Origin of the sequence: Pseudomonas sp. GM79, from assembly GCF_000282495.1 — a bacterium.
GTDB lineage: Bacteria > Pseudomonadota > Gammaproteobacteria > Pseudomonadales > Pseudomonadaceae > Aquipseudomonas.
Window position 1 is genome coordinate 18,390 of record NZ_AKJE01000061.1, and the last position, 20,949, is coordinate 39,338.

General features: G+C 60.1%; 17 protein-coding genes. 13 read left to right on the top strand and 4 right to left on the bottom strand.

Going from position 1 to position 20,949, the window contains the following annotated elements; all coding sequences use genetic code 11:
• Window positions 1–185 precede the first annotated feature (185 nt).
• Both arcD and PMI36_RS12035 read left to right on the top strand, forming a co-directional pair.
• Window positions 186–1,613, top strand: coding sequence for an arginine-ornithine antiporter (arcD, locus tag PMI36_RS12040; protein WP_008072935.1), 1,428 nt, complete (start codon window positions 186–188; stop codon window positions 1,611–1,613).
• Window positions 1,610–2,473, top strand: coding sequence for a DNA-3-methyladenine glycosylase family protein (locus PMI36_RS12035; protein ID WP_008072937.1), 864 nt, complete (start codon window positions 1,610–1,612; stop codon window positions 2,471–2,473). Before arcD ends, PMI36_RS12035 begins: the two co-directional genes overlap by 4 nt.
• A gap of 130 nt (window positions 2,474–2,603) precedes the next feature.
• Here the strand turns inward: PMI36_RS12035 and PMI36_RS12030 are convergent, their stop codons facing one another.
• From PMI36_RS12030 to gap, 3 genes are all read right to left on the bottom strand, one after another.
• Entirely contained in the window at window positions 2,604–3,935 is a 1,332-nt protein-coding gene (locus tag PMI36_RS12030) for a CoA transferase (RefSeq protein ID WP_008072940.1), read from the bottom strand.
• Between the two features lie 157 nt (window positions 3,936–4,092).
• A complete protein-coding gene (locus PMI36_RS12025) occupies window positions 4,093–4,557 on the bottom strand; it encodes a methylglyoxal synthase (protein ID WP_008072943.1) in 465 nt (154 codons plus the stop codon).
• A 181-nt stretch (window positions 4,558–4,738) separates the two neighbouring features.
• Entirely contained in the window at window positions 4,739–5,740 is a 1,002-nt protein-coding gene (gene gap, locus PMI36_RS12020) for a type I glyceraldehyde-3-phosphate dehydrogenase (RefSeq protein WP_008013978.1), read from the bottom strand.
• 219 nt (window positions 5,741–5,959) lie between these two features.
• On the opposite strand from gap, the gene edd reads away from it, so the two are divergent.
• The 11 genes from edd (at window position 5,960) to PMI36_RS11965 (ending at window position 19,797) form a co-directional block, all read left to right on the top strand.
• On the top strand, window positions 5,960–7,786 hold the full coding sequence (gene edd / locus PMI36_RS12015) for a phosphogluconate dehydratase (protein WP_008072944.1): 1,827 nt from the start codon (window positions 5,960–5,962) through the stop codon (window positions 7,784–7,786).
• Window positions 7,783–8,742, top strand: a complete 960-nt coding sequence (locus PMI36_RS12010; RefSeq protein ID WP_008072947.1) for a glucokinase — start codon at window positions 7,783–7,785, stop codon at window positions 8,740–8,742. The genes edd and PMI36_RS12010 overlap by 4 nt, the downstream gene beginning before the upstream one ends.
• 177 nt (window positions 8,743–8,919) lie before the next feature.
• A complete protein-coding gene (locus PMI36_RS12005) occupies window positions 8,920–9,651 on the top strand; it encodes a response regulator (protein ID WP_008072948.1) in 732 nt (243 codons plus the stop codon).
• Complete coding sequence (locus PMI36_RS12000) at window positions 9,641–11,110, top strand: ATP-binding protein (RefSeq protein ID WP_008072951.1); 1,470 nt, start codon at window positions 9,641–9,643, stop codon at window positions 11,108–11,110. The genes PMI36_RS12005 and PMI36_RS12000 overlap by 11 nt, the downstream gene beginning before the upstream one ends.
• A 228-nt stretch (window positions 11,111–11,338) precedes the next feature.
• The gene (locus PMI36_RS11995; RefSeq protein WP_008072952.1) at window positions 11,339–12,598 is read left to right on the top strand and encodes a D-mannose isomerase; all 1,260 of its coding nucleotides are present in this window, start codon (window positions 11,339–11,341) and stop codon (window positions 12,596–12,598) included.
• Window positions 12,599–12,715: 117 nt separating this feature from the next.
• Complete coding sequence (locus tag PMI36_RS11990; RefSeq protein ID WP_008072954.1) at window positions 12,716–14,023, top strand: ABC transporter substrate-binding protein; 1,308 nt, start codon at window positions 12,716–12,718, stop codon at window positions 14,021–14,023.
• 158 nt (window positions 14,024–14,181) lie between these two features.
• Window positions 14,182–15,090 (top strand): carbohydrate ABC transporter permease, encoded by a 909-nt coding sequence (locus PMI36_RS11985; RefSeq protein ID WP_007902369.1) that lies wholly within the window; start codon window positions 14,182–14,184, stop codon window positions 15,088–15,090.
• Entirely contained in the window at window positions 15,083–15,928 is an 846-nt protein-coding gene (locus PMI36_RS11980) for a carbohydrate ABC transporter permease (protein WP_008072956.1), read from the top strand. Before PMI36_RS11985 ends, PMI36_RS11980 begins: the two co-directional genes overlap by 8 nt.
• 3 nt (window positions 15,929–15,931) lie before the next feature.
• Window positions 15,932–17,092, top strand: coding sequence for an ABC transporter ATP-binding protein (locus tag PMI36_RS11975; protein ID WP_008072958.1), 1,161 nt, complete (start codon window positions 15,932–15,934; stop codon window positions 17,090–17,092).
• Between the two features lie 191 nt (window positions 17,093–17,283).
• Window positions 17,284–18,630, top strand: a complete 1,347-nt coding sequence (locus PMI36_RS11970) for a carbohydrate porin (protein WP_008072959.1) — start codon at window positions 17,284–17,286, stop codon at window positions 18,628–18,630.
• 312 nt (window positions 18,631–18,942) lie between these two features.
• Window positions 18,943–19,797 (top strand): D-hexose-6-phosphate mutarotase, encoded by an 855-nt coding sequence (locus PMI36_RS11965; RefSeq protein ID WP_008072960.1) that lies wholly within the window; start codon window positions 18,943–18,945, stop codon window positions 19,795–19,797.
• 158 nt (window positions 19,798–19,955) lie between these two features.
• Here PMI36_RS11965 and PMI36_RS11960 read toward each other — a convergent pair whose 3' ends face one another.
• The gene (locus PMI36_RS11960; protein WP_177319492.1) at window positions 19,956–20,816 is read right to left on the bottom strand and encodes a MurR/RpiR family transcriptional regulator; all 861 of its coding nucleotides are present in this window, start codon (window positions 20,814–20,816) and stop codon (window positions 19,956–19,958) included.
• Window positions 20,817–20,949 lie beyond the last annotated feature (133 nt).

Here is a 20,949-nt window from a genome sequence, read left to right on the forward strand (position 1 = left end):
ATGGATTTATTCGAACATACAGACAAAACTGCGATTTCCAGTCAGCGCGTTAGCGTGATCAGCTATAAGTAAAAGACAGAGATTAGCGTTAATTGATAAACGTTATTACGCTTTATCTATTTAGTTGAAACCCACAATGTGACGGTCTCGCGGTGATAGTCGCGGCGGGAAATGGAGGCGCAGGAATGCCGCAACCGACGCAAAAGCTTCGCCTGGGTGCGCTGATCGCTTTGGTGGTGGGATCGATGATTGGCGGCGGGATTTTTTCCTTGCCGCAAAACATGGCGGCACGTGCCGATGCCGGGGCGATATTGATTGGTTGGGCGATTACTGCTGTTGGCATGCTGACCCTGGCTTTCGTCTTTCAGACCCTGGCCAATCGCAAGCCGGAACTGGACTCCGGGGTGTATGCCTACGCCAAGGCTGGTTTCGGCGATTACATGGGTTTCTCGTCGGCCTGGGGATACTGGATCAGTGCCTGGCTGGGCAACGTCGGTTATTTCGTCTTGCTGTTCAGCACCCTCGGTTATTTCTTTCCGGCCTTTGGCCAGGGCAACACACCCATCGCCATCGGCTGCGCGTCGGTGCTGCTGTGGGCGGTGCATTTTCTGGTGCTGCGCGGAATCAAGGAAGCGGCGTTCATCAATCAACTGACCACGGTGGCCAAGATCGTGCCGCTGATCATGTTCATCGTCATTGCCGCCGTGGCCTTCAAGGCAGACATCTTCACCCGAGACATCTGGGGTCGCAGCAACCCGAATTTCGGCGGCGTGATGGACCAGGTGCGCAACATGATGCTGGTCACCGTGTTCGTCTTCATCGGCATCGAAGGCGCCAGCGTATATTCGGCGAGGGCGCAGAAACGTTCGGACGTGGGCCGGGCGACGGTCATCGGTTTTATCGGTGTGTTGGCGCTGCTGGTGCTGGTGAACCTGTTGTCGCTCGGCATCATGAGCCAACCGGAATTGGCCACCTTGCAGAACCCGTCGCTGGCGGCAGTGCTGGAACATATCGTCGGCCCTTGGGGCGCGCTGTTGATCAGCATCGGCCTGGCTATTTCGCTATTGGGAGCGTTGCTGTCCTGGGCGCTGCTGTGCGCCGAAATCCTTTTCGCCACCGCTAAAGACAAGACGATGCCAGCCTTCCTGAAAAAAGAGAACGCCAACCATGTGCCGGTCAACGCACTGTGGCTGACCAACGTGATGATCCAGATTTTTCTGCTGATCACGCTGTTTTCCGCCGGTACTTACACCAGCCTGATCTACCTCGCCTCATCGATGATTCTGGTGCCGTATCTGTGGTCGGCGGCGTATGCGGTGTTGTTGAGCGGGCGAGGGGAAACCTATGAGCATGCTTCGGCCGAGCGCACGAAAGACTTGCTGATCGGTGGCATTGCCCTGTGTTATGCGGTTTGGTTGTTGTATGCCGGTGGCGTGAAATACCTGCTGCTCTCGGCGTTGTTGTATGCCCCGGGGGTGATTTTGTTTGCCCAGGCCAAGCGGGAGCAGGGCAAACCGCTGTTTACGTTGATGGAGAAAGGCATTTTCAGCTGTGTGGTTGCCGGGGCGGGGTTGGCGGCCTATGGGTTGTACAGCGGATTGTTGTCTTTGTGAGGTTATTGCTGGCGTATCAACCGCCTTATGACTGGTCGGCGATGCTGGATTTTTTGTCGGCGCGGGCGGTGGTCGGGATGGAAACCGTGGTCGATGGGGTGTACTCGCGCAGCATTGCGTTGAACGGTGTTCACGGTGTGATTTCGGTCAGGCCAGGGGCGGGCGATGTGCTGGAAGTAACGCTGGATTTTCCTGATTCAGCAGCAGTACCGGAGATTGTCGCGCGGCTGCGGCGGATGTTTGATCTGGACGCAGATTTGCCAGCCATTCATCGACAACTGGTGGTTGATCCGTTGATGGCGCGCTTGATTGCCGCGCGCCCTGGGCTGCGAGTACCCGGGGCTTGGGATGGGCTGGAATTGGCCATTCGTGCGGTGTTGGGACAACAGATTACCGTGGTCGCGGCGATCAAGTTGGCCGGGAAACTGGTGGTGCAATATGGACAGCCATTGCAGTCGCCGAGGCCGGGGTTGAGTCATGTGTTTCCTGATGCTGCCACGTTGGCAGCAGCGGATCTGGCAATGTTGGGAATGCCGAAAAGTCGCGGTCGGACCTTGTCCGGCGTGGCTCAGGCGTTGCTGGATGATCCCCGGTTGTTTGAACCGGAACGGCCAGGTGGTGTGGCGCGGTTGCTGGCGTTGCACGGGATTGGTGACTGGACGGCGCAATACATTGCCTTGCGGCAATTGCGGCAGATGGATGCATTTCCGAGTGGGGATGTGGGGTTGATCAACTCGCTGGCGGCGCTGGAAGGTGGGGCGGTGACGGCTCGGGAGTTGTGGGTGAGGGCCGAGGCTTGGCGGCCCTTTCGAGGGTATGCGGCGCAGGTGCTTTGGACATCGCTGAGCCGGCCGGATTGAGCTGAGCTGAGATGTGTAGTGAACCTACGGGCCCCTTCGCGAGCAAGCCCGCTCCCACATGTGATCGCATTCCTCCAGGGAAACCCGGTCAACTGTGGGAGCGGGCTTGCTCGCGAATGGACCCGAACAGTCACCACCACTGCGCGCGATGGGAACCCAATTCCCCGGCTGGCAGCGCCCACTGCAGCGGTGTCCCGGTGATTTTCAGCGGAACCTTCAACCGATGCGCCGGCCCCCAAGGCGTCTGTTCAACCAACATCCCTTGATCGCTTTGATCCTCCGCCCGCAACGCCTCATCGGTCCCCGCACCATGTTCAATCAGCAACCTGGCGGTCCGCGCCAACGACAACCTGGCCGACCCGCCACGTCCCAATAACGTGATCGCCGCAGCCGCCATCAAATACCCGGTGGCATGATCAAGCGCCTGCACCGGCAGCGGTGTCGGCTGGTTCGCTTTCTTCCACTGCATCCCCGCTTCGGCAATCCCGCTGCTCATCTGTACCAAACTGTCGAACCCTCGACGGTTCTGCCATGGGCCGCTCCAGCCATAGGCGTTGAGGCACACATCAATCAGGCCCGGCGCCAGTTTTTGCCGCACGGCTACGCCATAACCCAACTTTTCCAATGCATCGGCGCGGTAGCCGTGGAGCAGGATATCGGCGTCCTTGAGCAGGCATTCGAACGTCATGCGATCAGTCTTGTCGTGCAGGTTCAGGCGCGCACAGCGTTTGCCCAAAGTGACTTCCGGCACCACGCCCGGTTCGTTCCAGGTCGGTGGGTCGATGCGCAAAACATCGGCACCGAGGCCAGCGAGAAAACGGCTGGCGATGGGGCCGGCCAACACGCGGGTCAAATCCAGCACCTTGATGCCCGCCAGTGGTTGCGCCACCGAACCCCGCCACGGCTTTGCATTTTCGCCGCTGTCGGCGCTGAACTGAATCAACGGCTCGGCATTCACCGCCACACCTTGGGGGTGCGCTTGCCATTGCGCCCAGCTGCGCATTTCGGCCGCACAACCACCGGCATCGACTACGGCCTGTTCCAGATCACTTTTCACCCATTGCGCAACCTTGCTCGCCATCGCGACGCGGTCGACACAGGCGCCGAGCACGCTTTCAGCGGCGGCACGATGATGAGGTGCGTTGGTATGCAGGCGGATCCAGCCGTCCTTGGTCGCATAGTCGCCGGCGACCGGATCCCACAACGGTGGAACGCTCCAGCCCACGGGGCGGATCGACGTCGCGAGCCAGAACGACGCCAGGCGGCGGTCGACTTCAAGGGTAGGCAAACGGCCGGTGTGTTGTTGCAGCCATTCACTGACAGCCTGACCGGCAGCGGCAATGCTTGCGCAGGCAAGGTCGGTGACGGCAAACGCCGAGGGCAGGGCGCCGCTCGAGGTGAACGGGATGGGTGTGTGGGGCAAGCCGAGTGCGGCTTGAATGGACGTGAGTAAATCAGTCATCGAAGGCCCTCCGGAGCGAGAGCCCGAGCATAGATCAAAATACCGCTCGATTAGATGAAAACGCCGGTTGCCGGCCGAATACCCAACCCTGTGGGAGCTGGCTTGCCTGCCCCCACAAGGATTTGTGCTTGTTGCTACGCTCGGTACTGGTCACGCTTCATCCACGACCCTGCAGATAGGTCGCGTAATCCGGGATGCGGTGTTCGTGAGCCTGATCCATCAACGGGCTGCTGAGCAGGTAATCGGCGCTGCACTCGTTGCAGGCCACCGGGATGTTCCACACCGCTGCGACTCGCAGCAGCGCCTTGATATCCGGGTCGTGGGGTTGCGGTTCGAACGGGTCCCAGAAGAACACCAGCATGTCGACTCGCTGCTCGGCGATTCGCGCGCCGAGTTGCTGGTCGCCGCCCAGCGGACCGCTGATCATGCTTTCCACCGGCAGGTCGAGGCGTTGTTGCAACAACAACCCCGTCGTGCCGGTGGCGACCAGTTCATGCTGTGCGAGTTTGTCTTTCTGCCGCTCGGCCCAATCCAGCAAAAATACTTTGCAGTGATCGTGGGCAACCAGGGCGATACGCTTGCGCGCCGCCAAGGTTTTTTGCGTAAAGCTGATACCGATCATCGCTTGCTTCTCCCAGGCGTAATGCGCCTGCGACGACGCATTTTTCGGCGTTTTCACATACCTGTAGGAGCTGCCGAAGGCTGCGATCTTTTGATCCTGGCGGTTGTAAGGCCGGCAAAAATCAAGATCAAAAGATCGCAGCCTGCGGCAGCTCCTACGGGGGCCGCGTCGACGTAGCTGTTTATTCTGCGTTGCAGAGCGCCAGGCAGTTATCGAGCATGCGGTTGGAGAAGCCCCACTCGTTGTCGTACCAGGCCAGCACTTTGAGCAGCTTGCCGCTGGACTTGGTGTGGTTGGCGTCGAAAATCGACGACAGCGGGTTGTGGTTGAAGTCGCTGGAAACCAGCGGCAGGGTGTTGTAGCCGAGAATTTTCGAGTGCTGGCTGGCTTGTTTGAGCATCGCGTTGACTTCATCGGCCGACGCTTCACGCTTGAGCTGCACGGTCAGGTCCACCAGCGACACGTTGATCACCGGAACACGCACCGCCATGCCGGTCAGTTTGCCCGCCAGTTCCGGCAGCACCAGGCCGACCGCTTCAGCGGCGCCGGTCTTGCTCGGGATCATGTTCTGGGTGGCGGAGCGGGCGCGGTACGGGTCGGTGTGATAGACGTCGGTCAGGTTCTGGTCGTTGGTGTAGGCATGGATGGTGGTCATCAGACCGCTTTCGATGCCCAGCTCGCGGTGCAGCACCTGGGCCACCGGGGCCAGGCAGTTGGTGGTGCATGAGGCGTTGGAAATGATCTGGTGCGATTGGCGCAGAATGTCGTGGTTAACCCCATAAACCACGGTGGCGTCGGCGCCTTTGGCCGGGGCCGAGATGATCACTTTGCGCGCGCCGGCCGTAATATGCGCGGCGGCTTTGGCACGGTCGGTGAACAGACCGGTGCATTCGAACACGACGTCGACCTTTTCCGCGGCCCAAGGCAGTTCGGCCGGGTTGCGAATGGCGCTGACCGAAATACGGTCGCCGTTGACGGTCAGGCTTTCCTGATCGTGCTGTACATCGGCATCGAATGTGCCGTGAACGGTGTCGTACTTGAGCAGATGAGCATTCATCGAGCTGTCGCCCAGGTCGTTGATCGCTACGATCTGCAGATCCTGACGATAGCCTTGGGTATACAGTGCGCGCAGGACATTACGGCCGATACGGCCAAAACCATTGATTGCAATTCGAAGAGTCATTTACAGCGCCGCCGTCGTTTTGTTGTTGGAATTACAAGATTATTCGCAAAAAAATAGAAAACAAGCCTTTTTAGTGGCAATATTTTGTTTTATCTACAACGAGTGACCTGAATCAACTGGTCCGAATGATCAAGAAAACCGTCTGTCACCCCAATCACAGCGGTGCTTGGTCAGCATAGACAATCAGGTCGCCACATCCGTTAGCCTGGAGTTCTACACATGCATCCCCGCGTCCTTGAGGTCACCGAACGGCTTATCGCCCGCAGCCGCACCACGCGTGAGGCTTACCTTGCATTGATCCGCGGCGCCGCCAGCGACGGCCCGATGCGCGGCAAGCTGCAATGCGCCAACTTCGCCCATGGCGTAGCCGGGTGTGGCAGCGACGACAAGCACAGCCTGCGGATGATGAACTCCGCGAACATCGCGATTGTTTCGTCATATAACGACATGCTCTCGGCGCACCAGCCGTACGAAGTCTTCCCGGAACAGATCAAAAAAGCCCTGCGCGAAATCGGCTCCGTCGGCCAGTTCGCTGGCGGCACCCCCGCGATGTGCGATGGCGTGACCCAAGGCGAGCCGGGCATGGAACTGAGCCTGCCGAGCCGCGAAGTGATCGCGTTGTCCACTGCTGTGGCGCTGTCCCACAACATGTTCGACGGCGCGTTGATGCTCGGCATCTGCGACAAGATCGTGCCGGGCCTGATGATGGGCGCGCTGCGTTTCGGTCATCTGCCAACGATCTTCGTGCCGGGCGGGCCGATGGTGTCGGGCATCTCCAACAAGCAGAAAGCCGATGTGCGTCAGCGCTACGCCGAAGGTAAGGCGACGCGCGAAGAGCTGCTGGAATCGGAGATGAAGTCCTATCACAGCCCCGGCACTTGCACCTTCTACGGCACCGCCAACACCAACCAGTTGCTGATGGAAGTCATGGGCCTGCACTTGCCGGGCGCCTCCTTCGTCAACCCGAACACCCCGTTGCGCGATGCCCTGACCCGCGAAGCAGCGCACCAGGTCACCCGCCTGACCAAGCAGAATGGCGACTTCATGCCGATCGGCGAAATCGTCGACGAGCGTTCGCTGGTCAACTCCATCGTGGCCCTGCACGCCACCGGCGGTTCGACCAACCACACCCTGCACATGCCGGCCATCGCCATGGCCGCGGGCATTCAGTTGACCTGGCAGGACATGGCCGACCTCTCCGAGGTGGTGCCGACCCTGAGCCACGTGTACCCGAACGGCAAAGCCGACATCAACCACTTCCAGGCGGCGGGCGGCATGTCGTTCCTGATCCGCGAACTGCTGGAAGCCGGCCTGCTCCACGAAAACGTCAACACCGTGCTGGGCCACGGCCTGAGCCGTTACACCATGGAACCGTTCCTCGAAAACGGCGAACTGGTCTGGCGCGAAGGTCCGATCGAAAGCCTCGACGAAACCATCCTGCGTCCGGTCGCTCGCGCATTCTCGCCAGAGGGTGGCTTGCGCGTAATGGAAGGCAACCTCGGCCGTGGCGTGATGAAGGTCTCGGCGGTCGCTTTGGAAAACCAGGTAGTCGAAGCACCGGCCATGGTGTTCCAGGATCAACAGGACCTGGCTGATGCGTTCAAGGCCGGTTTGCTCGAGAAGGATTTTGTCGCGGTGATGCGCTTCCAGGGGCCGCGTTCCAATGGCATGCCGGAGCTGCACAAGATGACGCCGTTCCTCGGCGTGTTGCAGGATCGCGGCTTCAAAGTCGCGTTGGTGACTGACGGGCGTATGTCCGGCGCCTCGGGGAAAATCCCGGCGGCGATCCACGTCAGCCCCGAAGCTTATGTGGGTGGCGCTTTGGCGCGGGTGCAAGAGGGCGATATCATCCGCGTCGATGGCGTCAAAGGCACCCTGGAGCTTAAGGTGGACGCCGAAGAATTCGCAGCGCGCGAACCTGCCAAGGGTCTGTTGGGCAACAACATTGGCAGCGGTCGCGAACTGTTTGGTTTCATGCGCATGGCCTTCAGCTCCGCAGAGCAAGGCGCCAGCGCCTTTACTTCTGCCCTGGAGACGCTTAATTGAAACTGGCTTTGGTCGGTGACATCGGTGGCACCAACGCACGTTTCGCGTTGTGGAAAAACCAGCAGCTGGAATCGATCCAGGTGCTGGCGACGGCAGACCACGCCAGCCCGGAGGAGGCGATTGCCCTCTACCTGAGCGGGCTCGGTCTGGCGCCGGGTTCGATCGGTTCGGTGTGCCTGTCGGTGGCGGGCCCTGTGAGTGGCGATGAATTCAAATTCACCAACAATCACTGGCGACTCAGTCGCAAGGGCTTCTGCAAGACTTTGCAGGTGGATCAACTGCTGCTGGTCAACGATTTTTCGGCGATGGCGCTGGGCATGACCCGTTTGCAGCCCGGCGAATTTCGGGTGGTCTGCGAAGGCACGCCGGAACCGTTGCGGCCGGCGGTGGTGATCGGTCCTGGCACTGGCCTGGGCGTGGGCACCTTGCTCGATCTGGGCGAGGGCCGTTTTGCCCCGCTGCCGGGGGAGGGCGGTCACGTCGACCTGCCACTGAGCAGCCCGCGAGAAACCCAGCTGTGGCAACACATCTTCAACGAGATCGGCCATGTCAGCGCTGAAACGGCATTGAGCGGCAGTGGTTTGCCACGGGTCTACCGGGCGATCTGCGCGGTAGACGGTCACACGCCTGTGCTCGACACGCCTGAGGCGATTACAAAGGCCGGGCTGGCGGGTGATCCGATTGCCCTGGAAGTGCTCGAGCAGTTCTGCTGCTGGCTGGGTCGCGTGGCTGGCAACAATGTGCTGACCACCGGGGCACGGGGTGGTGTGTACATCGTCGGCGGGGTGATTCCACGGTTTGCCGATTTCTTCATCGAAAGCGGTTTCGCCCGGTGCTTCGCCGACAAGGGCTGCATGAGCGATTACTTCAAAGGCATTCCGGTGTGGCTGGTGACGGCGCCGTATTCCGGGTTGGTGGGTGCGGGTGTGGCGTTGGAGCAATCCATTCCAGCCTGAAATGCAATCAAATGTGGGAGCGGGCTTGCTCGCGAAAGCGGTCTATCAGTCAACCAAGATGTTGAATGTGATGGCCCCTTCGCGAGCAAGCCCGCTCCCACAGTAGTTCTGCAGTGTTTGTAGATTCGGTGCTTAAGGCATAATCCTCCACAATACAAACAACAAGGACGCCGCCCCGTGAGCTCAGTCAACAAGTCGATTTTGTTGGTCGATGACGATCAAGAGATACGCGAGTTGCTGGACACCTACCTGACCCGCGCCGGTTTCCAGGTCCGTACCACGCCCGATGGTGCAGGGTTTCGTCAGGCCTTGAACGAGGCGCCGAGCGATCTGGTGATTCTCGACGTGATGCTGCCGGACGAAGACGGGTTCAGCCTCTGCCGCTGGATCCGCCAGCACCCGCGCCAGGCCCATGTGCCGATCATCATGCTCACCGCCAGTTCCGACGAGGCCGACCGCGTCATCGGTCTCGAACTGGGCGCCGACGACTACCTCGGCAAACCCTTCAGCCCCCGTGAATTGCAGGCGCGCATCAAAGCCTTGTTGCGCCGCGCGCAGTTCGGTCAGGAGCGTTCCGGCAGTGAAGTGCTGGCCTTCGATGACTGGCGGCTGGACATGGTCAGCCATCGGCTGTTCCACATCGACGGCGAGGAAGTGATTCTCTCGGGCGCCGATTTCGCGCTGCTGAAACTGTTCCTCGATCACCCTCAGGAAATCCTCGATCGCGACACCATCGGCAACGCTACCCGTGGCCGTGACCTGATGCCGCTCGATCGCATCGTCGACATGGCGGTCAGCCGTTTGCGCCAGCGCCTGCGCGATACCGAAAAGCCGCCACGGCTGATCCGTACCGTGCGGGGCAGTGGCTACCAACTGGCAGCCAACGTGGTTGCCGGCAATGGCCACTGAGTTCCTGCGCAAGCTCGCCGGGCGGGTGCCGGTACCGCGCTCGCTGCTCGGGCGCATGTTGCTGCTGACCCTGCTGGCGGTACTGTTCGCCCAGGCGTTGTCGAGCGTCATCTGGGTGTCGCAATTGCGCGCCACGCAGCTCGAAGGCCTGGTCACCAGTGCCCGCAGCCTGGCCCATTCGATGACGGCCAGCGTCAGTTATTTCCGCTCGTTGCCGGTGGCGTTCAGGCCGCTGGTGCTCGATCAGTTACGCAGCATGGGCGGCACCCGGTTCGTGGTGACGCTCAATGACAAACCCTTGGGCATGGAAGTGCTGCCGATCACCCCGCGCAAAGCAGCGGTGCTCAAAGCGGTGGACGAAGTGTTGCGCCAGTCGCTGGGCCAGGACACCGACATCTCGGTGACCTTCGTCAGCCCCGAAGACCTGCGGATTTTCAATGGCGGCCTGAAACTCGATGAGTTGCCGCGCTCCTGGGCGCATTACGCGTTGACCCTGGAGCCGGTGAACCCGCCAGTGCTGGTCACGCAAATCCAGATGGCACCGGGGGAATGGCTGTACATCGCCTCGCTGTTGCCCGAGCCCTACACCAGTCTTGAGGAACAAGGCCTGCCGGCGCAGCAGGTCTGGTTCATCGTGCTCACCAGCGGTTTCTTGCTGCTGTTCATCGGCCTGTTGGTGCACTGGCAGAGCCGACCACTCAAGCGATTGGCGCGGGCGGCGCGGGACATGTCTCTGGGTGCTGAAGTCGAACCGGTGGCCGAGGGTGGCGGCAGTGAAGTGGTGGAAGTGGGCCGCGCCTTCAACGCGATGCGTGAGCGCATCAGCCGTTACCTGACTGAACGCAGCCAGTTGTTCAGCGCGATTTCCCATGACTTGCGCACGCCGATTACCCGGCTGCGATTGCGAGTGGAATTGCTTGAAGACGAAAAACTGCAAGCCAAGTTCGGCCGTGATCTGGATGAGCTGGAGTTGCTGGTAAAGGGCGCGCTGCAATGCGTGAAAGACACCGACATCCACGAAAACATCGAGCCGGTGGATCTCAATCATGTGCTCGACTGCCTGGTGGAACCGTATCTGGCGCCCAACGGCAATGGTCGCGTGACTCAGCATGGCCGGGCGTTGGCGCCGTATCCCGGCAAGCCACTGGCGCTCAAGCGTTGCATCGGCAACCTGATCGACAACGCCTTGAAATATGGGCAGAACGCGCATCTGCACATCGATGACGATGAGAGCGCGTTTGTCCTGCATGTCGACGATGAAGGGCCGGGCGTGCCGGAGCAGCGTCTGGAGCAGGTGTTCGAACCGCACTTCCGCTTGGCCGGACAGCAGCAGGGTTATGGCTTGGGGCTGGGGATTGCGCGCAACATTGCCCATAGCCATGGCGGTGAAGTCAGCCTGCAAAACCTGCGTGAAGGCGGGTTGCGTGTGACGTTGCAGTTGCCGCGTAGTGTTGATTAGCGGCACCGCATTATTGTTCATCGCGGGCAAGCCCGCTCCCACACTGGATTTGTGTACGACGCAGAACCACTGTGGGAGCGGGCTTGCTCGCGAAGGCGTCAGTCCCTTCAATACATCCCTCAAGGCAAATGTCACAACTCGGTGACATAACTCGCCCCCTTCGTTACCTGCCCGCCAACGCCCGTTGTTTAGACTGCCCCCAGTCATAACAACAAAAAAGGTCTTCCCATGGACACCTTCCAACCTGCCTTCAGCAGTTGGCTGAACGCGCCTGCCCATCAGCAATGGCTCGCAGCCGAAGGCCTGCGCCTGCTGGCATTCGCCAAGGCTGCAAAGCTTGCCGAAGGCTTCGGCAATCTCGATGAAAAGGGTCGCCTGGCGGCCAACGCGCAAGCTGAAACCATGAACACCGCGCGTATGACCCACAGCTTCGCCATGGCCCACATCCAGGGCCTGCCGGGTTTCGCCGAGCTGGTGGATCACGGCATCCAGGCCCTCAGCGGGTCGCTGCGTGATGCCGAACACGGTGGCTGGTTCGCCACGCCCGAACACCGCGACGGCAATACCGGCAAAGCCGCTTACCTGCATGCCTTCGTGGCATTGGCTGCGAGTTCTGCGGTGGTCGCCCAGCGCCCCGGCGCACAAGCGCTGCTGGACGATGCAATCCACATCATCGACAGTCATTTCTGGAGCGAGGAGGAGGGCGCCATGCGCGAGTCCTTTAACCGCGACTGGAGCGTCGAGGAAGCCTATCGCGGCGCGAACAGCAACATGCACGCCACCGAAGCCTTTCTCGCCCTGGCCGATGTCACCGAGGACAACCGCTGGCTGCTTCGCGCCCAGCGTATCGTCGAGCGCGTCATTCATGAGCACGCCGCGGCCAATGATTACCTGGTGGTCGAGCATTTCGACCGCGACTGGCAGCCGCTACGCGACTACAACTACGACAACCCGGCTGACGGATTCCGCCCTTACGGCACCACGCCGGGCCATGGTTTTGAATGGGCGCGGCTGTTGCTGCATCTTGAAGCGGCGCGGGTGCAGGCCGGGATACTTACACCGGGCTGGCTGGCAACCGATGCGCAAAAACTCTTCGACCACAATTGCCGTCACGGTTGGGATGTCGACGGCGCGCCGGGGATTGTCTACACCCTCGATTGGGATAACCGTGCGGTGGTTCGCCATCGCTTGCACTGGACTCATTGCGAAGCCAGCGCCGCCGCCAGTGCGCTGCTAAAACGCACCGGTGATGAGCAATACGAGCGCTGGTACCGGCTGTTCTGGGAATTCTGTGACAGTCATTTCATTGACCGTTGCGATGGCAGCTGGCATCACGAACTCGATCCTCTGAACCGTCCGAGCGCCGATATCTGGGCCGGCAAACCCGACCTGTATCACGCCTGGCAAGCCGTTTTGATCCCGCGCCTGCCACTGGCACCGAGCATGGCCAGTGCGCTGGCGCAGTTGTCCCAGAGCGTTGCTGTGTAACCATGTGGTGACATTCGCGCGTCCCTTCGTTACCTGCGAAGGGGCATCCCCTGTTTAGAATCCTATGCAGCGCAAGCACCAGACTTGCATGCATAACAACAAGAAAGGTACTACTAGATGAATGCGATTTCTCGCCTCGCTACTGTCATTTCTCTCGCCTCACTGCTTCCTGTTGCAGCATTTCCCCTCAGTGCCCTTGCCGCCGATGCCAAAGGTTCGGTGGAAGTCGTTCACTGGTGGACGTCTGGTGGTGAAAAAGCAGCCGTCGATGTGCTCAAGGCCCAAGTCGAAAAAGACGGTTTCACCTGGAAGGACGGCGCAGTTGCCGGCGGTGGCGGCTCCACGGCCATGACCGTACTCAAAAGCCGCGCCGTGGCCGGTAACCCGCCGGGCGTTGCCCAGATCAAGGGGCCGGACATCCAGGAGTGGGGCAGCACTGGCCTGCTCAGCACCGACACCCTCAAAGAGGTTTCCAAGTCCGAAGGCTGGGATAACCTGCTGATCAAGAAAGTCTCCGACACCGTGAAATACGAAGGCGATTACGTCGCCGTGCCGGTGAACATCCACCGCGTCAACTGGCTGTGGATCAACCCGGAAGTCTTCAAGAAAGCCGGGATCGACAAAGCGCCAACCACCCTCGAAGAATTCTATGCCGCTGGCGACAAGCTCAAAGCCGCCGGCTTCATCGCACTCGCTCACGGCGGCCAGCCGTGGCAGGACAGCACCGTGTTTGAAGACGTGGTGCTCTCGGTCATGGGCGCAGATGGTTACAAGAAAGCCCTGGTCGACCTGGACCAGAAAACCCTCTCGGGGCCCGAGATGGCCAAGGCCTTTACCGAGTTGAAAAAAGTCACCGGCTACATGGACCCGAACCGCGCCGGTCGTGACTGGAACATCGCTGCCGCCGACGTCATCAACGGCAAGGCCGGCATGCAGATGATGGGCGACTGGGCCAAGAGCGAGTGGACCGCCGCCAAGAAAGTTGCGGGCAAGGACTACCAGTGCGTGCCGTTCCCGGGCACTGAAAAAGCCTTCACCTACAACATCGACTCGATGGCTGTGTTCAAGCTCAAAGCCGATCGCAAAGGCGACATCGCCGCCCAGCAAGACCTGGCCAAGGTCGCTCTGGGTAAAGACTTCCAGAAAGTCTTCAGCATCAACAAAGGCTCGATCCCGGTGCGTACCGACATGCTTAACGACATGAGCGGTCTGGGCTTCGATGCCTGCGCTCAAGCATCCGCCAAGGACTTCCTGGCTGACGAGAAGACCGGCGGCCTGCAACCGAGCATGGCGCACAACATGGCCACGTCCCTGGCCGTGCAGGGCGCGATCTTCGATGTGGTCACCAACTTCATGAACGACAAGAACGCTGACCCGGCCAAGGCCAGCGCGCAACTGGCATCGGCCGTCAAAGCCGCCCAGTAATCCCTGACGCCGCGTGACCCCATGTGGGAGCGGGCTTGCTCGCGAATGCGATCTGACATTCAACACGAATGTCGACTGATACACCGCCTTCGCGAGCAAGCCCGCTCCCACAAGGGATCGCCGTGCCGATTTCATTTCTCTTCACCTGGATTATCCCGATGAGCTCTGTGGCGGTTTTCAGCAAAGCCTCACCGTTCGACGCATTGCAGCGCTGGCTTCCCAAACTGGTTTTGGCGCCAAGCATGCTGATCGTCCTGGTTGGTTTTTACGGTTACATCATCTGGACATTTGTTCTGTCCTTCACCAATTCCAGCTTCATGCCGAGCTACAAGTGGGTCGGCCTGCAGCAATACATCCGCCTGATGGACAACGATCGCTGGTGGGTCGCGAGCAAGAACCTCGCGGTGTTCGGCGGCATGTTCATCGGCATCAGCCTGGTGCTGGGGGTGTTCCTCGCCGTGCTGCTGGATCAGCGCATTCGCAAGGAAGGCTTCATCCGCACCGTTTACCTGTACCCGATGGCGCTCTCGATGATCGTTACTGGTACCGCGTGGAAATGGCTGCTCAACCCAGGCCTGGGCCTGGACAAAATGCTGCGTGACTGGGGCTGGGAAGGCTTCCGTCTCGACTGGCTGGTGGATCAGGATCGCGTGGTGTATTGCCTGGTGATCGCCGCCGTGTGGCAAGCCTCCGGGTTTGTGATGGCGATGTTCCTGGCCGGCCTGCGTGGCGTCGATCAATCGATCATCCGCGCGGCGCAAGTCGACGGGGCGAGCCTGCCGACCATCTACCTGAAGATCGTATTGCCGAGCCTGCGCCCGGTGTTCTTCAGCGCTTTCATGATCCTGGCGCACATCGCGATCAAGAGCTTCGACCTGGTGGCGGCGATGACCGCGGGTGGCCCGGGCTACTCGTCCGACCTGCCGGCGATGTTCATGTATTCCTTCACTTTCAGCCGTGGCCAGATGGGCATTGGTTCGGCGAGCGCCATGATGATGCTCGGCGCGATCCTGGCGATTCTGGTGCCGTACCTGTACTCCGAATTGCGAGGCAAACGCCATGAGTAATCAACTTGGCAAACCGGGCATCAGCTTTAGCCGCATCGCGATCTACGCAACTCTGTTGCTGGCCGCGGCGATCTATTTGATCCCGCTGGTGGTGATGCTGCTGACCAGTTTCAAATCCCCGGAAGACATCCGCACCGGCAACCTGTTGAGCCTGCCGCAAGTGATTGATGGCATCGGCTGGATCAAGGCCTGGGACAGTGTCGGCAGTTACTTCTGGAACTCGGTGAAAATCACCGTGCCGGCGGTACTGATCTCTACGTTCATCGGTGCCATGAACGGTTACGTGCTGTCGATGTGGCGCTTCCGTGGATCGCAACTGTTCTTCGGCCTGTTGTTGTTCGGTTGCTTCCTGCCGTTCCAGACCGTGCTGCTGCCAGCCTCGTTCACCCTCGGCAAGATCGGCCTGGCCAACACCACCACGGGCCTGGTGCTGGTGCACGTGGTCTACGGCCTGGCGTTCACCACGCTGTTCTTCCGTAACTACTACGTGAGCATTCCGGATGCGCTGGTCAAGGCGGCGCGACTGGATGGCGCGGGCTTCTTCACGATTTTCTGGAAGATCCTGCTGCCGATGTCGATCCCGATCGTGATGGTCTGCCTGATCTGGCAGTTCACGCAAATCTGGAATGACTTCCTGTTCGGCGTGGTCTTCGCCAGTGGCGATGCCCAGCCGATTACCGTGGCCCTGAACAACCTGGTCAACACCAGCACCGGGGCCAAGGAATACAACGTTGATATGGCCGCCGCGATGATCGCCGGGCTGCCGACACTGCTGGTCTACATATTCGCTGGCAAGTATTTCCTGCGTGGGCTGACGTCCGGCGCGGTCAAGGGGTAGAACATGGCAACTCTCGAATTACGCAACGTCAACAAGACTTACGGTGCCGGTTTGCCGGACACCCTGAAAAACATCGAACTGAAGATCAATGACGGCGAGTTCCTGATCCTGGTCGGTCCATCGGGCTGTGGTAAGTCCACGCTGATGAACTGCATCGCGGGTCTGGAAAACATCAGCGGTGGCGCGATTCTGGTGGACGACGCCGACATCAGCGGCATGAGCCCGAAAGATCGCGACATCGCCATGGTGTTCCAGTCCTACGCGCTGTACCCGACCATGAGCGTGCGGGACAACATCGCGTTCGGCTTGAAGATTCGCAAAATGCCCACCGCCGAAATCGACGAAGAAGTCGCTCGCGTGGCCAAGCTGCTGCAAATCGAACACCTGCTCAGCCGCAAACCGGGTCAGCTTTCCGGTGGTCAACAACAGCGCGTGGCCATGGGCCGGGCGCTGGCACGGCGGCCGAAGATTTACCTGTTCGACGAACCGCTGTCCAACCTCGACGCCAAGCTGCGGGTCGAGATGCGCACCGAAATGAAACTGATGCACCAGCGTCTGAAAACCACCACGGTCTACGTGACTCACGACCAGATCGAAGCCATGACCTTGGGCGACAAAGTGGCGGTGATGAAGGACGGGATCATTCAGCAGTTCGGCACGCCAAAAGACATCTACAACAACCCGGCCAACCTGTTCGTGGCGAGCTTCATCGGTTCGCCGCCGATGAACTTCATCCCGCTGCGTTTGCAACGCAAGGACGGTCGTCTGGTGGCGCTGCTCGACAGCGGTCAGGCGCGCTGCGAATTGCCGCTGGGCATGCAGGACGCCGGGCTCGAAGACCGCGAAGTGATCCTCGGCATGCGCCCGGAGCAGATCGTGCTGGCGGGCAGCGAGCCGAATGGTTTGCCAACCATTCGCGCCGAAGTGCAGGTCACCGAACCGACCGGTCCCGACACCCTGGTGTTCGTCAACCTCAACGACACCAAAGTCTGCTGCCGCCTGGCACCGGACGTCGCGCCGGCCGTGGGCGAGACCCTGACCCTGCAATTCGATCCATCGAAAGTGCTGTTGTTCGATGCCAAGACCGGTGAACGCCTGGGGGTGGCCGGCCTGCCGAAAACCGAAGCTCACAGCGCCAACGTGGCCAAGTTCAAAGGCAGATAAAGATCAAATGTGGGAGCGGGCTTGCTCGCGAAAGCGGTCTGACATTCAACAGTGATGTCGACTGATACACCGCCTTCGCGAGCAAGCCCGCTCCCACAGGGGGGATTCGCGGTGGATGGGGACATCCGTCGCAATCGATGTAAACCGCGTTAGATAAAAACAGTTAATAACAATAAAACGAGGATGTAGGGATGAAGAAGAAGAACAACGCTCAGCTTATCTGCCAATTGTCAGCGCTTGCGATGATGACGATGGCCGGTAGCGCACACGCGGCTGACGCGTTCAGTGCCGACTCGCAGTGGATGACCGGGGATTGGGGCGGCGAGCGGACCAGGCTGATCGAGCAAGGTATCGACATCAAGGCCGACTACGTTGGTGAAGTGGGCGCCAACCTGCATGGCGGCTACAACGACGACAAGACGGCGCGTTACGCCGACCAGTTTGGCCTGGGCGTGGCGCTGGACCTGGAAAAACTGTGGGGCTGGGATAACACCCAGGCCAAGATCCAGCTCACCAACCGTAACGGTGAGAACATCTCCAATGACCGTGTCGGCGACCCGCGTGCCGGCACCTTGAGTTCCTCCCAGGAAGTCTACGGCCGTGGCCACATGGTCCGTCTGACCCAATTGTGGATCAAGCACCAGTTCCTCGACGGTAAACTGGACGTCAAGGCCGGTTACTTCGGCGAAGGCGAAGACTTCAACACCTTCCCTTGCGAGTTCCAGAACCTGGCATTCTGCGGTTCACAAGCGGGTAACTGGGCGACCAACATCTGGTACAACTGGCCGGTCATGCAGGCAGCGGTTCGCGTGAAGTACAACATCACGCCCGAGTTCTATGCGCAGATCGGCGCGTACAACCAGAACCCGTCGCAACTTGAGCACGGTAACGGCTTCAAGCTCAGCGGCAGTGGTACCGAGGGCACCGTCTTGCCGGTTGAATTGGTCTGGTCGCCGAAGGTCAACAACCTGCCGGGCGAATACCGTGTCGGTTACTACAAGAGCACTGCCAACGCCGATGACGTGCGTAAAGACGACAACGGCGACGATGCGGCAACCAGCGGCAACGCCTATCGCAGTCACGATAGCAAGCACGGCTACTGGTTCGTGGCGCAGCAACAACTCACCACGCATAACGGTGATGCTTCACGCGGTCTGAACATCGCCGCCAACGCCACCTTCCACGACAAGGACACCAACTTCGTCGACAACTACCAGTCGCTGATGTTTGTGTACAAGGGGCCGTTCGATGCGCGTCCTAAAGATGACGTCGGAATCGGTTTCGCCCGTATCCATGTCAACGATGACGTGAAGAAAAACGCCGAGTTGGTCAACGCCGCCAATGGCGTCAGCGACTACAACGATCCGCTGTTCTCGCCACTGCGTTCCACCGAGTACAACTATGAGATCAACTACGGTTTCCACGTTACCAACTGGCTGACCGTCCGTCCTAACCTGCAATACATCACTCACCCGGGCGGTGTGGATGAAGTCGACAACGCTCTGGTGGCCGGTCTGAAAATTCAGTCGGTGTTCTGACGCTGTTGCGATAAGCTCCTCTCTATGTGCGCATATTTGCGGACGGCCATGGCTGTCCGCTTTTTTTTGGGGGGCTGATCAGCCAGGCGGCTGACGATTGCATTGTGGCGAGGGAGCTTGCTCCCGCTCGGCTGCGTAGCAGTCGTAAACGCGGCGAATGCGGTTTGCCTGAAGCACCGCAGTGAATGGTTTTAGGGCCGCTTCGCAGCCCAGCGGGAGCAAGCTCCCTCGCCACAGAGAATTCACTGGCTACAAAAACGCTGTTGTTTTCAGAGGTTGTGAGTACACCCATGATTTTCAGGACCGTGGCACATGCTTGAGCATCCGCTACAACGCTTCTTCAAATCCTTGCGCGAACGTCCGGTGTTTGCGTGGGAGCGCTATCAGATGCGCGATGTGCTGGTGATCGACCATCCGCTGTGTCAGGCGGTGTTCAGCCGGCAGGGCGCGCAGCTGCTGCACTTCCAGCCAAAGGGACAGAAACCCTGGCTGTGGTGCGCGGCGAAATGGCCGCATGTCGGTGCAATTCGCGGCGGCGTGCCGGTGTGCTGGCCGTGGTACGGCCGTCATCCGAGCGAAAACGCCTGGCCGTCCCATGGCTGGGCGCGTTTGCTCGACTGGAAACTGCTCGACAGTAGCGCTGATGACGATGGCGTGCACCTGCACTGGCAGTTACAGCTGTGCGACTGGCAAGTGGACTTGCACGCGCACTTGGGTGAACGCATGGATTTGCACCTGAGCACCGAGCATCAAGACGACATGCCGTGCCAGTTGAGCCAGGCGTTGCACGCCTATTGGCGTATTGGTGATGTGGGCGAGGTAGCGCTGTCTGGGCTCGATGGCGCGCAAGGTTACGACCAGTTGAGCCGCCAGGTTTGTCAGCAGGAAGGCGAGTTGCGGGTTGATGGCGGTTGTCAGCGAGTGTTTCAGCATGACGGCGAATTGCAGCTCAAGGACCACGCCTGGCAGCGGCAATTGTGCATCGACACCGGTGACCGTGCGGACACGGTGGTCTGGCATCCCGGCTCGCGGCCGTTGCTGGGCGTGAGCTGGAACGAGATTTTAGAGTTTGTCTGTGTGGAAGCGGCCAGCGGCGGGACCGACAGCTTGAGCCTGGCACCGGGTGAGCGGGCGCATTTGAGTTTGCAGGCGCGGGTTGGGGTTTAGCTCAAAATCCATGGTGTTGCGGGTATCGCCTTCGCGAGCAAGCCCGCTCCCACAGTGGATCTGCTTTGAACACAAATGCTGTGTCCACTGAAAATCTACTGTGGGAGCGGGCTTGCTCGCGAAGGCGGCTTGTCAGGCGACAAAGAACTCAGATCAGACTAATTGAATTCATCCCCAATCGGATACCGACTGGCATTCAGGCTTTCCTTGATCTTGCGCAAATGCGGCTGGAAATCCACACCCCGGCGCAGGGTCATGCCGGTGGCGAGCACATCGAGCACGGTCAGCTGAATGATCCGTGACGTCATCGGCATATAGATATCAGTGTCTTCCGGCAACGGGATGTTCAGGCTCAAGGTGCTGGCCTTGGCCAGCGGCGAACCCTCGGCCGTCAGGCCCAGCACCGAAGCACCGTTTTCCCGGGCGATGCGCGCCACTTCCACCAGTTCCCGGGTGCGGCCGGTGTAGGAAATGATCACGAACAACTCACCGGTGTGGGCCACCGAGGCAATCATGCGTTGCATCAGCACGTCGGCATGGGCGGTCACCGCCAGGTTGAAGCGGAAGAACTTGTGCTGGGCATCCAGCGCCACCGGGGCCGAGGCGCCGAGGCCGAAGAAGTGGATCTGCCGGGCCTGGATCAACAGGTCGACGGCGCGGCTGATCAGGCTCGGGTCAAGCGCCTGCAACGCACTGTCCAAAGAGGCGATGGCGCTGCCGAAAATCTTTTTTGTATACGCTTCCGGATTGTCATCGGCTTCAACCGCCCGGCTGACATACGCCGCGCCACTGGCCAGGCTCTGGGCCAGCTGCAGTTTCAGTTCCGGGTAGCCGCTGACGCCGAACGAGCGGCAGAAACGGTTGACCGTCGGCTCGCTGACCTTCGAGGCCTGGGCGAGGGCGGCAATGCTGAACCGGGTGGCCTGCTCCGGGTTGAGCAGAATCACTTCGGCGACTTTGCGTTCAGCCTTGTTCAGGTCTTCAAGGCGATTCTGGATCTGTTCCAGTAAATTTCGCACGCGATCCATTTCATGTTCCTTAGGTCAGCAGCGCAAATAAGCGTTCGACTAATGCAAATTGGGCCTTTGATACGGCCCATAACGGTGGCCTATCCTACTGATGGCTCCGACCGACCACCACTCGGAATCTGTA

Excerpts from the sequence above, each read along its gene's own strand:
- arcD (WP_008072935.1), top strand. The coding sequence starts at position 186 with ATGCCGCAACCGACGCAAAAGCTTCGCCTGGGTGCGCTGATCGCTTTG.
- PMI36_RS12030 (WP_008072940.1), bottom strand. The coding sequence starts at position 3,935 with ATGACTGATTTACTCACGTCCATTCAAGCCGCACTCGGCTTGCCCCAC.
- PMI36_RS12025 (WP_008072943.1), bottom strand. The coding sequence starts at position 4,557 with ATGATCGGTATCAGCTTTACGCAAAAAACCTTGGCGGCGCGCAAGCGT.
- gap (WP_008013978.1), bottom strand. The coding sequence starts at position 5,740 with ATGACTCTTCGAATTGCAATCAATGGTTTTGGCCGTATCGGCCGTAAT.
- edd (WP_008072944.1), top strand. The coding sequence starts at position 5,960 with ATGCATCCCCGCGTCCTTGAGGTCACCGAACGGCTTATCGCCCGCAGC.
- PMI36_RS12000 (WP_008072951.1), top strand. The coding sequence starts at position 9,641 with ATGGCCACTGAGTTCCTGCGCAAGCTCGCCGGGCGGGTGCCGGTACCG.
- PMI36_RS11995 (WP_008072952.1), top strand. The coding sequence starts at position 11,339 with ATGGACACCTTCCAACCTGCCTTCAGCAGTTGGCTGAACGCGCCTGCC.
- PMI36_RS11990 (WP_008072954.1), top strand. The coding sequence starts at position 12,716 with ATGAATGCGATTTCTCGCCTCGCTACTGTCATTTCTCTCGCCTCACTG.
- PMI36_RS11985 (WP_007902369.1), top strand. The coding sequence starts at position 14,182 with ATGAGCTCTGTGGCGGTTTTCAGCAAAGCCTCACCGTTCGACGCATTG.
- PMI36_RS11980 (WP_008072956.1), top strand. The coding sequence starts at position 15,083 with ATGAGTAATCAACTTGGCAAACCGGGCATCAGCTTTAGCCGCATCGCG.
- PMI36_RS11975 (WP_008072958.1), top strand. The coding sequence starts at position 15,932 with ATGGCAACTCTCGAATTACGCAACGTCAACAAGACTTACGGTGCCGGT.
- PMI36_RS11970 (WP_008072959.1), top strand. The coding sequence starts at position 17,284 with ATGAAGAAGAAGAACAACGCTCAGCTTATCTGCCAATTGTCAGCGCTT.
- PMI36_RS11965 (WP_008072960.1), top strand. The coding sequence starts at position 18,943 with ATGCTTGAGCATCCGCTACAACGCTTCTTCAAATCCTTGCGCGAACGT.